Raw genomic sequence first — 11,859 nt, 5'->3', positions numbered from 1 at the left:
GGACTTGGGCGAGGGCCAGCCACTTTCGCGGTTCGCTTCGTCAAGGTCGCGGGTATGCAGGGCACGTCGGATGTGCGTGTTCCCGACCCTGCCGCGTAGCGCGGCAGGTACCTTGATACGGATGTACCAAGACTGGCCTAGCTGCTGTAGGTAATGTCTCTTGCCCAATCCCCTGTCCTCGCGGTCAAGGGGTCCTTGAGCTGTCTGGTGGTCAAGGTTGGTGGTCAAACCCGGTGGTCAGACCGCCAATCCCGGCGCATTACTATCCCCGATACGAATAGGGCCTCCGGTTGTCCGAAGGCCCTGTTTTTCAAGCGTTTTCCGATGGATTACCGCTTCATCGAATTGAAGAACTCGTCGTTGGACTTGGTGCTCTTCATCTTGTCGAGCAGGAACTCCATCGCCGCGATCTCGTCCATCGGGTGCAGCAGTTTGCGCAGGATCCAGATCTTCTGCAGCAGTTCCGGCTCGATCAGCAGGTCCTCGCGGCGGGTGCCGGAGCGGTTGATGTCGATGGCCGGGTAGACGCGCTTCTCGGTGATGCGGCGGTTCAGGTGCACTTCGCTGTTGCCGGTGCCCTTGAATTCCTCGTAGATCACCTCGTCCATCTTGCTGCCGGTTTCGACCAGCGCGGTGGCGATGATGGTCAGCGAGCCGCCTTCCTCGACGTTGCGCGCCGCGCCGAAGAAGCGCTTCGGGCGGTGCAGGGCGTTGGCGTCGACGCCGCCGGTCAGCACCTTGCCCGAGGACGGCACCACGTTGTTGTAGGCGCGCGCCAGGCGGGTGATCGAGTCGAGCAGGATCACCACGTCCTTCTTGTGCTCGACCAGGCGCTTGGCGCGCTCGATCACCATTTCGGCGACCTGCACGTGGCGCGCGGCCGGTTCGTCGAAGGTGGAGCTGACCACTTCGCCGCGCACGGTGCGCTGCATCTCGGTCACTTCCTCCGGGCGCTCGTCCACCAGCAGCACGATCAGGTGCACGTCCGGGTGGTTGTAGGTGATGGCGCTGGCGATCTGCTGCATCATCATCGTCTTGCCCGCCTTGGGCGGGGAGACGATCAGCGCGCGCTGGCCCTTGCCCTGCGGCGCCATCAGATCGAGGATGCGGCCGGTGATGTCCTCGGTGGAGCCGTCGCCGCGCTCCAGGCGGAAGCGCTTGCGCGGGAACAGCGGGGTCAGGTTCTCGAACAGCACCTTGTTCTTCGACGCTTCGATCGGTTCACCGTTGATGGTGTCCACGATGTTCAGTGCGAAGTAGCGCTCGCCGTCCTTGGGGAAGCGGATGCGGCCGGCGATGTGGTCGCCGGTGCGCAGGTTGAAGCGGCGGATCTGGCTGGGCGAGATGTAGGTGTCGTCCGGGCCGGCCAGGTAGCTGGCCTCGGCCGCGCGCAGGAAGCCGAAGCCGTCCGGCAGGATCTCCAGCACGCCGTCGGCGGCCACGCCCTCGCCGTGGCGGGTCAGCACCTTCAGCAGCGCGAAGATCACGTCCTGCTTGCGCGCGCGCGCCACGCCCTCGTGGATGCTCAGCTGCTCGGCGATTTCCAGCAGCTTGTGCGCCGGCATCCGCTTCAGGTCGCTGAGCGAGTAGACCGGGAAGCCTTCGGGTACGTTCGGATGCGGGCGCGGCACGAAGGTCTCGTTGCCGTTGTCGCTGGGCAGGCCGTCGTCGCGGAAACGATCGCGGTTGCGGTCGCGGCGGTTGCGGAAGCGGTCGCGGCGGTTGCCCTGGCCTTGGCCCTGCGGGTTCTGCTGGCCTTGGCGCGGGTGGTTGTTGCCGTCGTTGCGCGGCTCGCCATTGTCCTGCCCGCCCTGGGCGGCGGCAGGCGCGGGCGAACGTTCGCCGGCATCGGTGTTCGGGGCGGCAGCCGGAGCGGCGGGCGCGTCTTCACGGGGTGCGGCGGGAGCCGGCGGCGTGGCCGGCAGCGGCAGCGCGGACTGGGCCGGCGCCGCGGCGGGAGCGGTGTCGCTGGTTTCGACGGCGGCCTTGGCGGCGCGCGGCTTGCGCACGCGCTTTTCGACGGGCGCGTCGGTGCTCCCGGTTTCGGAAGGAGTGTTCTCGGACAAGTGTTGATTCCTCTCGCTGATACGTGCGAGCGCCCTGTGCGGGCGGCGAACTGGTGGGAATGGGCCGGACGAGAACCCGGCCGGAGGGTGCGGCAGGCGAATGCTGCCGGACGAGCGACACTAACACCGCCGCGCGCAACGGCGCAAGGTGCCGGGAAACGCCTGTTGGGCCACGGTATGGCTGGCCCGGGGCCGGCGGCCGTGGCCGCCGGCGGGGAAGGTCAGGCCAGCGCCTTGTCGACCATCTGGCTCAGCTGGCCCTTGCCGACGGCGCCGATCTGGGTGGCCTGGATCTGGCCATCCTTGAACAGCAGCAGCATCGGGATCGAGCGCACGTGGTACTTGACCGCGGTGGCGCGGTTTTCGTCGACGTTGAGCTTGGCGATCTTCAATTTGCCGTCGTAGGCGTCGGCCAGCTCGTCGAGCACCGGGGAAATCATCTTGCACGGGCCGCACCATTCGGCCCAGAAGTCCACCAGCACCGGGGTGTCGGACTGCAGCACGGCGGCGTCGAAATCGGCATCGCCGACGTGTAGAACCTTGTCACTCACTTGATGAGTCTCCTGGGGCAATGCGACGGCCCATGCCGGGTTGGCCGCTGCATTGCGCTAAACTGGGGCATTGCGCGGACAGAAGGCCATCGCCTTGGCGTCGCGCGACCCGGCGCAGGGGCCGCAGTGTGCGACGGTGCCCGTATCGATGCAAGCCGCCTGGCCGCTCCCGGCCAGCCGGCACTACCAAGACTGGACGATGAGCGACAAACCGCTGACTGATGTGACTTTTTCCTCCTTCGAACTGCAACCGGCGCTGCTGGCCGGGCTGGAAGGAGCCGGATTCACCCGCTGTACCCCGATCCAGGCGTTGACCCTGCCGGTGGCCTTGCCCGGCGGCGACGTCGCCGGCCAGGCGCAGACCGGCACCGGCAAGACGCTGGCGTTCCTGGTGGCGGTGATCAACCGCCTGATGAGCCGCCCGGCGCTGGCCGACCGCAAGCCGGAAGACCCGCGCGCGCTGATCCTGGCGCCGACCCGCGAGCTGGCCATCCAGATCCACAAGGACGCGGTGAAGTTCGCCTCCGACCTGGGCCTGCGCTTCGCGCTGGTCTATGGCGGCGTGGACTACGACAAGCAGCGCGAACTGCTGCAGCAGGGCGTGGACGTGATCATCGCCACCCCCGGCCGCCTGATCGACTACGTCAAGCAGCACAAGGTCGTCAGCCTGCACGCCTGCGAGGTCTGCGTGCTGGACGAGGCCGACCGCATGTTCGACCTGGGCTTCATCAAGGACATCCGCTTCCTGCTGCGGCGCATGCCCGAGCGCACCACCCGGCAGACGTTGTTGTTCAGCGCCACCCTCAGCCACCGCGTGCTGGAGCTGGCCTACGAGCACATGAACGAGCCGCAGAAGCTGGTGGTGGAAACCGACAACATCACCGCCGACCGCGTGCGCCAGCGCATCTACTTCCCCGCCGACGAGGAAAAGCTGCCGCTGCTGCTGGGCCTGCTGTCGCGCAGCGAAGGCGCGCGCACGATGATCTTCGTCAACACCAAGGTGTTCGTCGAGCGCGTGGCGCGGGCGCTGGAGCGCGCCGGCTACCGGGTCGGCGTGCTCTCCGGCGACGTGCCGCAGAAGAAGCGCGAGAGCCTGCTCAACCGCTTCCAGAAGGGCCAGCTGGAAATCCTGGTCGCCACCGACGTGGCCGCGCGCGGCCTGCACATCGACGGCATCAAGTACGTCTACAACTACGACCTGCCGTTCGACGCCGAGGACTACGTGCACCGCATCGGCCGCACCGCGCGGCTGGGCGAGGAAGGCGACGCGATCAGCTTCGCCTGCGAGCGCTATGCGATGGGCCTGCCGGACATCGAGGCCTACATCGAGCAGAAGATCCCGGTCGAGCAGGTCACCAGCGAGCTGCTGGTCGCGCTGCCGCGGCCGGAGCGTGCGCCGCTGCCGGAGGGCGAGGAAAACGAGAGCGTCGGCGCGATCTTCCGCGAGGCGCGCGAGCAGAAGGCCGCCGACGAGGCGCGCCGTGGCGGTGGCAGTGGTCGCGGCGGGCGTTCCGGCGGCGGGCATGGCGAGCGTCGCCGCGATGGCGGGGCGCGCAGTAGTGGTGAAGGCCGCGGCCGTGGCCCGCGCAAGCCGCGCGTGGAAGGCGAGGGCGCGCAGGCCAATGCCGCCGCAGCGCAGCCGCTGCAGCAGGCCAAGCCCGCTCAACAACCGCAGGCCGAAGGCGAGCGCGCACCGCGCAAGCGTCGTCGTCGTCGCCACGGCCGCCCGGTCGAGGGTGCCGAGGCCGCCGTGCAGGTGACCGCCAACGGCAGCCCGGTGCAGGTGCAGGCCAAGCCGATGCGCGCGTCCGGCAACGACAGCGATTCGTTCCTGACCCGCCTGGGCCGCAAGATCCGCCGCATGCTCGCGGGCGATTGATCGCGGCAGTGCCGGCCGCTGGCCGGCAACCTCGCATCACCCGACCTTCTCGCAGATGTCGGCCAGCGGCCGGCACTACCGCGTCGATTCTTGATGCGGCTCCCGGTGGGTGCCGACCGTTGGTCGGCACGCATCCATCCGCGCGCAACCGATCCCCGGCATGTTGCGCCGCCGCCCGACCAACGGTCGGGTGCCACCGGCGCGTGAAGCCGATCGCGCGCCGATGCGCCGCACCGCCGCCTTCGCCTCCGGCATAATCGGCGCATGAGCGTTCTGCGTTTCGACAATGTCAGCAAGCACTATGCGGGCGGCCACCAGGCGCTGGTGGACGTCAGCTTCGAGGTGGGCGCGGGCGAGATGCTGTTCGTCACCGGGCATTCCGGCGCCGGCAAGAGCACGCTGCTGAAACTGATCCACCTGAGCGAGCGCCCGACCCGCGGCGCGGTGCTGTTCGGCCAGCGCAACCTGCTCAAGGTGCGCGGCGGCAAGGTGGCGCTGCATCGGCGCGAGGTCGGCGCGGTCCACCAGGACCACCGCCTGCTGACCGACCGCAGCATCGGCGAGAACGTGGCGCTGCCGCTGATCCTGCGCGGTGACCGCCGCGGCGACGTCGGCAAGCGTGTGCGCTCGGTGCTCGAACGCATGGGCCTGGGCCACCGCGAGAAGGCGCTGCCCACGCAGCTGTCGGCCGGCGAGCAGCAGCGCGTCGGCATCGCCCGCGCCATCGTCGCCGAGCCGAAGCTGCTGGTCGCCGACGAGCCCACCGGCAACCTCGACCCCACGCTGGCCGCGGAGATCATGGCCCTGTTTGCCGAGTTGCCCGGCCGCGGCACCAGCGTGCTGGTGGTCAGCCACGACCTGCCGCTGCTCAAGCGCATGCGCAAGCGAGTGCTGATCCTCGACCACGGGCGGTTGGTCGACGACATCTCGCCGCAGGACCTGGCCGAATGAGCAGGAAGGAAGCAATGCCCCGGAATGGTGAAGCCGCCGCACCGTCGCGGCTGGGCGCGTGGTTCGCCCACCACCTGCACAGCGTGGTGTTCAGCCTCGGCCGCGCGCTGCGCAAGCCGTGGGCGACCGCGCTGACCGTGGCGGTGATGGCGCTGGCGCTGGCGCTGCCGCTGGGGCTGTCGATCGCGCTGGACAACCTCAAGGTATTCACCGGCAGCGTGCAGCAGTCGCGCGACATCAGCCTGTTCCTGAAACCGGCGATCGACGGCGCCACCGCGCAGGACCTGGCCGCCAGCCTGCGCGCGCGCGACGACGTCGCCGGAGTGGTGCTGCGCACCCCGGAAGAGGGCCTGGCCGAACTGCGCCAGAGCGCGGGGCTGGGCGAAGCCATCGATGCGCTCGGCGAGAATCCGCTGCCGAGCCTGCTGATCGTCACCCCGGCCGGCGATGACGACGCCGCACTCGCCAAGGCGCTGGAAGCCCTGCCGCAGGCCGACCTGGTGCAGCACGACGCCCTGTGGCGGCAGCGGCTGGATGCCTGGCTCGGCTTCGGCGCGCGGCTGGTGCAGGTGCTGTCGCTGCTGCTGGGGCTGGGCGCGGTGCTGGTGGTCGGCAATACCGTGCGCTTGGACATCCAGGCGCGGCGCGAGGAAATCGGCGTGCTGCAGCTGCTGGGCGCCAGCGACGGCTTCATCCGCCGCCCGTTCGTCTACCTCGGCGCGTGGTACGGGCTGGGCGCGGGCGTGCTGGCGCTGGCGCTGGTCGGCGCCTGCGGGCTGGCGCTGCGCGCGCCGCTGGCGGCGTTGTCGCGGAGCTACGGCAGCCCGTTCGTGCTGCATGGGCTGGATGCCCTGCATTCGGGTTTCGTGCTGCTGGGCACAGTGTTGCTGGGTTGGCTGGGGGCGTGGCTGGTGACCGGCCACTTCCTCAGGCAGACTCGCCCGACCGAAACCTGAGGCGCGCATGCCCACGCATGAACTCAAGCACCTGATCAGCGACGCCCCCCGGGTGATGGTGGTCGACGGCTCCAAGCTGGTGCGCAAGCTGATTTCCGACGTGCTGCAACGCGAGTTGCCGGACGTGGAAGTCGTCGGCTGCGCCAGCATCGAGGAGGCGCGCGAAGCGCTCGCCGCCGGGCCGGTGCACCTGGTCACCACCTCGCTGGCGCTGCCCGACGGCGATGGCCTGGCGCTGGCGCGCAGCGTGCGCGACGCCGCCGGGCAGGCCTACGTGCCGGTGATCGTGGTCTCCGCCGATGCCCAGCAGCACCTGGAGCAGCGCCGCTTCAACGAATACGTCACCGACTACTTCGACAAGGCGCTGGGCCACGAGGCGCTGGCCGCGTTCATCCGCGGCTACGTGCAGCCCGAGCCGATGCCCGGCGCCACCGTGCTCTACGTCGAGGACAGCCGCGTGGTCGCCGAGGCCACCAAGCGCATGCTCGAACGCCACGACCTGCACGTGGTGCACGTGCTCACCGCCGAGGACGCGTTCTCGCTGCTCACCGCCGAGTCGCTGGGTCGCACCGTGCGCCGCATCGACCTGGTGCTGACCGACGTTACCCTCAAGGGCGAGCTGAATGGCCGCGACGTGGTCGAGCGCGTGCGTATCGACTTCGGCTACGGCAAGCGCCGCCTGCCGGTGCTGGTGATGACCGGCGACAGCAACCCGCATAACCAGTCCGCGCTGTTGCAGGCCGGCGCCAACGACCTGGTGCAGAAGCCCATCGAGGAACGCCTGCTGGTGACCAAGGTGCTGTTCCAGCTGCGGCTGGCGCGCCTGTCGCAGCCGGCGGTGATGCTGTGAGCGGGGCGGCACCCAACATCCAGCTCGAACCGAGCTGGAAGGCCCACGTCGGCGACTGGCTGCTGCGCCCGGAAATGCGCGAACTGGCCGCCTTCCTGCGCCAGCGCAAGGCCGCCGGCGCGCGGGTGTTCCCGCCGGGGCCGCAGATCTTCGCCGCGTTCGACGCCACCCCGTTCGAGCAGGTCAAGGTGGTGGTGCTGGGGCAGGACCCCTATCACGGCTACGGCCAGGCGCATGGCCTGTGCTTCTCGGTGATGCCGGGCGTGCCGGTGCCGCCGTCGCTGCTGAACATCTACAAGGAGCTGGAGGACGACACCGGCGTGGTGCCGCCGTTCCGGCGCCCGGACCACGGCTGCCTGCTGCCGTGGGCGTGGCAGGGCGTGCTGCTGCTCAACGCGGTGCTGACGGTGGAGGAAGGCCGCGCCGGCGCGCACCAGGGCAAGGGCTGGGAGGGCTTTACCGACCATGTGGTCGACGTGCTCAACCGCGAGCGCGAAGGGTTGGTGTTCCTGCTGTGGGGCAGCTACGCCCAGCAGAAGGGCAAGGTCATCGACACCCGCCGCCACCGCGTGCTGAAGGCCCCGCACCCCTCGCCGCTGTCGGCGCACCGCGGTTTCTTCGGCTGCCGGCATTTCTCGCAGGCCAACGACTACCTGCAGCGCCACGGCCAGCCCCCGGTCGACTGGCGGCTGCCGCCGCGGGCGGAGCTGGAGGCCCGGCTCGCCGGAGCGTGAACCGGCTTGAATCCCGGTCATGCCGCCGCAACATCGCCTCTGATACGGTAGCGAAGTCGGGAAACCGAGGATGCTGTTGGTGTTTAAAATCCGGCCATTTGACGGAATTGACGACAAAAGCGGAACACTGGAACTTTTTCTATACCGGCCAGTCCAATAGCTTGGACTGCTAAGATGAGCCCCATGAACCCGAATACTTCTACTGCCCTTGTGGCAAACAATCTTCCGGTTCCCAGCGCGCTCGGCTCGCTGGATGCCTACATCGGCGCCGTGCACCGGATCCCGGTGCTGTCGGTGGACGACGAGCAGGACCTGGCGCGCCGCTTCCGCGATGAGCAGGACCTGGACGCCGCGCGCGAGCTGGTGCATTCGCACCTGCGCTTCGTCGTGCACGTGGCCCGCGGCTACAACGGCTATGGCCTGCAACTGGGCGATCTGATCCAGGAAGGCAACATCGGCCTGATGAAGGCGGTCAAGCGCTTCGACCCGGATATGGGCGTGCGCCTGGTGTCCTTCGCGGTGCACTGGATCCGTGCCGAGATGCACGAGTTCATCCTCAAGAACTGGCGCATCGTCAAGGTCGCCACCACCAAGGCGCAGCGCAAGCTGTTCTTCAACCTGCGCAAGTCCAAGACCCGGCTGGGCTGGATGAACGCGGCCGAGGTCAGCGCGGTGGCGAAGGACCTGAACGTCTCCGAGCGTGAGGTGATGGAGATGGAGTCGCGCCTGTCCGGCCGCGACGTCGGCTTCGACGCGCCCAGCGACGAGAGTGACGACCATGCGCCGCCGGCGCCGGCCGCCTACCTGGTCGCGCACGACGAAGACCCGTCGCAGGCCTACGAGCGTGCCGACAGCGAGGACAACCAGCTGCAGCTGCTGCGCGAGGGCCTGGCCAACCTCGACCAGCGTTCGCGCGACATCATCGCCCGCCGCTGGCTGGACGCCGACAGCAAGGTCACCCTGCAGGAGCTGGCCGACGAATACGGTGTGTCCGCCGAGCGCATCCGCCAGATCGAGGCCAATGCGCTGAAGAAGATGAAGGCACTGTTCACCGCCTGAGTCGCGGTGCCGGTGTTGCACGTCTGCTGGAAAGGCCCGGTCGTACCGGGCCTTTTCCGTTTCCGGGCACGATGCCCAGCCATAAGGGGAATGCCATGAAGGGAACCTGCCTGTGCGGCGCCATTGAAGTCACGGCCTCCGACCATGCCGACGTCGGCCTCTGCCATTGCGCGACGTGCCGGCGCTGGTCGGGCGGGCCGATGTTCGCGGTGCACTGCGGCAGCGATGTGCGCTTCGATGGCGCGCAGCCCAGCGCCTATCGTTCCTCGGACTGGGCCGAGCGCGGCTTCTGCCCGGCCTGCGGTACCCACCTGTTCTATCGGCTGTTGCCGACCGGCGAGTACATGCTGCCGGCCGGGTTGTTCCAGCAGCAGGAATTCCGGCTCGAAAGCCAGATATTCATCGACGAGAAGCCGGCGTTCTACGAACTGAGCAACGACACCGAAGTGCTGACCGGCCAGCAGGTGTTCGAGCGCTTCGCCTCCGGCAACGGCTGACGTCGTTCACTCCCGCGGCGGCGGATCGCCATCGTGCGGTTCGCCATCGGCATCGCCGAAGATGATCCGCGCGCCGCGCTGGTAGCTCCAGTAGGCGACCGCCCAGTTGAGCAGCACCACCAGCCGGTTGCGGAAGCCGATCAGGAAGAACACGTGCGCGGCCAGCCAGAACCACCAGGCCAGCAGGCCGGAGAGCTTCAGCCGACCCATGTGCACGATGGCGGCCATGCGCCCGATGGTCGCCAGGTTGCCCTGGTCGCGATAGCGGAACGGTGGCGGCGCCGGGTGCTGTTGCAGCCGCGCGCGGATCACCGCGGCCACGTACCTGCCCATCTGCTTGGCGGCCGGCGCCACGCCCGGCACCGGGCGGCCGTCGGCCTGCGCCAGCGCGGCCAGGTCGCCGGCGACGAAGACCTCGGGGTGGCCGGGCAGCGTCAGGTCCGGCTGCACCTGCACGCGGCCGGCGCGGTCCAGTGGCGTGTCCAGCGTGCGCGCCAGCGGCGAGGCGGCCACGCCGGCGGCCCAGACCACGGTGCGGGCAGGGACGAACCGCTCGCCGAGGTGGAAGCCCTCGGCGTCGATGGCGGTCACCGGCGCGCCGGCATGCACTTCCACGCCGAGCCGCTCCAGCTGCCGGCGCGCCTTCAGCGACAGCACCTCCGGGAAGCTGGACAGCACCCGCGGCCCGGCCTCGACCAGCCGCACCTTCGCCGAGGCCGGATCGATGTGGCGGAACTCGTTGCGCAGGGTGTGGCGCGCGATCTCGGCCAGGGTGCCGGCCAGCTCGACGCCGGTGGGGCCGCCGCCGACGATGGCGAAGCTGAGCCAGGCCGCCTTCTTCGCCGGGTCGGGTTCGGCCTCGGCCTTCTCGAAGGCCAGCAGCAGCCGGCGCCGCAGCGCCAGCGCATCGTCCAGCGTCTTCAGGCCGGGGGCGTGCGGCGCCCATTGGTCGTTGCCGAAATAGGCATGGGTGGCGCCGCTGGCGACCAGCAGCAGGTCGTAGTCCAGCGTGGTGCCGTCGCGCAGCCGCACCTGGCGTTGGTGCTTGTCGATGGCATCCACCTCGCCGAGCCTGACCTCGACGTTGCGCTGCCGGCCGAGGATGTGCCGCAATGGTGCGGCGATGTCCGGCGCCGACAGGCCGGCGGTGGCCACCTGGTACAGCAGCGGCTGGAACAGGTGGTGGTTGCGGCGGTCGACCAGGGTGATGCGCAGCTTCGCGTTGGCCAGCGCGCGGGTGGCCCGGAGGCCGGCGAAGCCGCCGCCGATGACCAGCAGGCGGGGAGGGCGGTCGTGGGGCATGCGGTACTCCGGTGGGGGCCGGCGGATGCCGGTTGGAGGGCGTGGACAACCGGCCGCCATCATCGCATGGGGTGCGCATGCTCGGGCCGATGGTCGATACTGGCTCCGAGCCGAATGCCGTGGAGGGAATGCCGTGTCCGATCCCGAAAAGCGTATCGCCCTGCTGATCGACGCCGACAATGCGCCGGCGGCGAAGATCGACGAGGTGCTGGCCGAGGTGGCGCGCTTCGGCGTGGCCAACGTGCGCCGCGCCTACGGCAACTGGAAGAGCCCGCGGCTGAAGGGCTGGGAGGCGGTGCTGCACGAATACGCGATCCGCCCGATCCAGCAGTTCGCCTATTCCAAGGGCAAGAACGCCTCGGACATGGCGATGGTGATCGACGCGATGGACCTGCTCTACGCGCGCAACCTCGATGGGTTCGCCATCGTCTCCAGCGACGCCGATTTCACCCCGCTGGTGATGCGGCTGCTGACCGACGGGGTGAAGGTCTACGGCTTCGGCGAGAAGAAGACGCCCGATCCCTTCGTCAACGCCTGCTCGCAGTTCACCTACCTGGAGGCGCTGGGGCAGGAGGATGCCGGCCGGGTAGCGGCGGATGCGGGGCAGCCGGGGCATGGCGAGGCCGCCGCGGATGCGCCTGCCGCGCCGGGCGGGGCGCAACCGCCGATCCAGCCGCGCCCGGGCAACGAATTGCGCGGCGACACCCGCCTGCTCAACCTGCTGCGCGGCGCGGTGGACGCGGCCGCCGACGAGCAGGGTTGGGCGGCATTGAGTGCGGTGGGCAACCAGATCGGCAACCGTGCCTCGTTCGATTCGCGCAACTACGGCTACCGCAAGCTCAGCGACCTGCTCGCGGCGATCGGCCTGTTCGAGTTGAAGAAGGACGACAAGTCCACGCAGGTACGGGTGTTGCCGAAGAAAGCCGCCAAGGCCGCCAAGGCGGGCGCGGCATGACGATGACGGCGGCCACTCCGGCGTATGGTGCGGGTCCTGCGTCGGTCACAACGGGAACC

Annotated in this window: 11 protein-coding genes; 8 read left to right on the top strand and 3 right to left on the bottom strand. The window is 69.2% G+C overall.

Going from position 1 to position 11,859, the window contains the following annotated elements; translation table 11 throughout:
* Positions 1 to 329 precede the first annotated feature (329 nt).
* Positions 330 to 2,066 (bottom strand): transcription termination factor Rho, encoded by a 1,737-nt coding sequence (gene rho, locus MIC98_RS00190; RefSeq protein WP_057641493.1) that lies wholly within the window; start codon positions 2,064 to 2,066, stop codon positions 330 to 332.
* Between the two features lie 221 nt (positions 2,067 to 2,287).
* Complete coding sequence (trxA, locus tag MIC98_RS00185; protein ID WP_057641494.1) at positions 2,288 to 2,617, bottom strand: thioredoxin TrxA; 330 nt, start codon at positions 2,615 to 2,617, stop codon at positions 2,288 to 2,290.
* Positions 2,618 to 2,816: 199 nt separating this feature from the next.
* Between trxA and rhlB the strand changes: the two genes are divergently transcribed.
* The 7 genes from rhlB (at position 2,817) to MIC98_RS00150 (ending at position 9,543) form a co-directional block, all read left to right on the top strand.
* Positions 2,817 to 4,496 carry an ATP-dependent RNA helicase RhlB gene (gene rhlB, locus MIC98_RS00180; protein WP_239734854.1) on the top strand — a complete coding sequence of 560 codons (1,680 nt, stop codon included), beginning with the start codon at positions 2,817 to 2,819 and terminating at the stop codon, positions 4,494 to 4,496.
* A gap of 264 nt (positions 4,497 to 4,760) precedes the next feature.
* On the top strand, positions 4,761 to 5,447 hold the full coding sequence (locus MIC98_RS00175; RefSeq protein WP_057641495.1) for an ATP-binding cassette domain-containing protein: 687 nt from the start codon (positions 4,761 to 4,763) through the stop codon (positions 5,445 to 5,447).
* Between the two features lie 14 nt (positions 5,448 to 5,461).
* Positions 5,462 to 6,403 (top strand): permease-like cell division protein FtsX, encoded by a 942-nt coding sequence (ftsX, locus tag MIC98_RS00170; RefSeq protein ID WP_239734853.1) that lies wholly within the window; start codon positions 5,462 to 5,464, stop codon positions 6,401 to 6,403.
* Positions 6,404 to 6,410: 7 nt separating this feature from the next.
* On the top strand, positions 6,411 to 7,253 hold the full coding sequence (locus MIC98_RS00165; RefSeq protein WP_239734852.1) for a response regulator: 843 nt from the start codon (positions 6,411 to 6,413) through the stop codon (positions 7,251 to 7,253).
* Positions 7,250 to 7,987, top strand: coding sequence for a uracil-DNA glycosylase (gene ung, locus MIC98_RS00160; protein ID WP_057641498.1), 738 nt, complete (start codon positions 7,250 to 7,252; stop codon positions 7,985 to 7,987). The genes MIC98_RS00165 and ung overlap by 4 nt, the downstream gene beginning before the upstream one ends.
* 183 nt (positions 7,988 to 8,170) lie before the next feature.
* A complete protein-coding gene (rpoH, locus tag MIC98_RS00155; protein WP_057641499.1) occupies positions 8,171 to 9,046 on the top strand; it encodes an RNA polymerase sigma factor RpoH in 876 nt (291 codons plus the stop codon).
* Positions 9,047 to 9,141: 95 nt separating this feature from the next.
* Entirely contained in the window at positions 9,142 to 9,543 is a 402-nt protein-coding gene (locus tag MIC98_RS00150) for a GFA family protein (RefSeq protein ID WP_239734851.1), read from the top strand.
* A 6-nt stretch (positions 9,544 to 9,549) separates the two neighbouring features.
* Here the strand turns inward: MIC98_RS00150 and MIC98_RS00145 are convergent, their stop codons facing one another.
* The gene (locus MIC98_RS00145; protein ID WP_057641501.1) at positions 9,550 to 10,845 is read right to left on the bottom strand and encodes an NAD(P)/FAD-dependent oxidoreductase; all 1,296 of its coding nucleotides are present in this window, start codon (positions 10,843 to 10,845) and stop codon (positions 9,550 to 9,552) included.
* 133 nt (positions 10,846 to 10,978) lie between these two features.
* Here MIC98_RS00145 and MIC98_RS00140 point away from each other — a divergent pair, with 133 nt between their 5' ends.
* Positions 10,979 to 11,800, top strand: coding sequence for an NYN domain-containing protein (locus MIC98_RS00140; protein ID WP_239734850.1), 822 nt, complete (start codon positions 10,979 to 10,981; stop codon positions 11,798 to 11,800).
* The last annotated feature ends 59 nt before the right edge of the window (positions 11,801 to 11,859 follow it).

The organism is Stenotrophomonas sp. NLF4-10 (assembly GCF_022359915.1).
In the GTDB taxonomy this organism is placed as follows: Bacteria; Pseudomonadota; Gammaproteobacteria; order Xanthomonadales; family Xanthomonadaceae; genus Stenotrophomonas; species Stenotrophomonas daejeonensis.
Note: the sequence above shows the minus strand (reverse complement) of the source record. Positions and strands in the feature narration are given on the sequence as shown.

What these genes read in the sequence shown, in the direction of transcription:
- rhlB (WP_239734854.1), top strand. Translation starts at nt 2,817, where the DNA reads ATGAGCGACAAACCGCTGACTGATGTGACTTTTTCCTCCTTCGAACTG.
- MIC98_RS00175 (WP_057641495.1), top strand. Translation starts at nt 4,761, where the DNA reads ATGAGCGTTCTGCGTTTCGACAATGTCAGCAAGCACTATGCGGGCGGC.
- ftsX (WP_239734853.1), top strand. Translation starts at nt 5,462, where the DNA reads ATGCCCCGGAATGGTGAAGCCGCCGCACCGTCGCGGCTGGGCGCGTGG.
- MIC98_RS00165 (WP_239734852.1), top strand. Translation starts at nt 6,411, where the DNA reads ATGCCCACGCATGAACTCAAGCACCTGATCAGCGACGCCCCCCGGGTG.
- rpoH (WP_057641499.1), top strand. Translation starts at nt 8,171, where the DNA reads ATGAACCCGAATACTTCTACTGCCCTTGTGGCAAACAATCTTCCGGTT.
- MIC98_RS00150 (WP_239734851.1), top strand. Translation starts at nt 9,142, where the DNA reads ATGAAGGGAACCTGCCTGTGCGGCGCCATTGAAGTCACGGCCTCCGAC.
- MIC98_RS00145 (WP_057641501.1), bottom strand. Translation starts at nt 10,845, where the DNA reads ATGCCCCACGACCGCCCTCCCCGCCTGCTGGTCATCGGCGGCGGCTTC.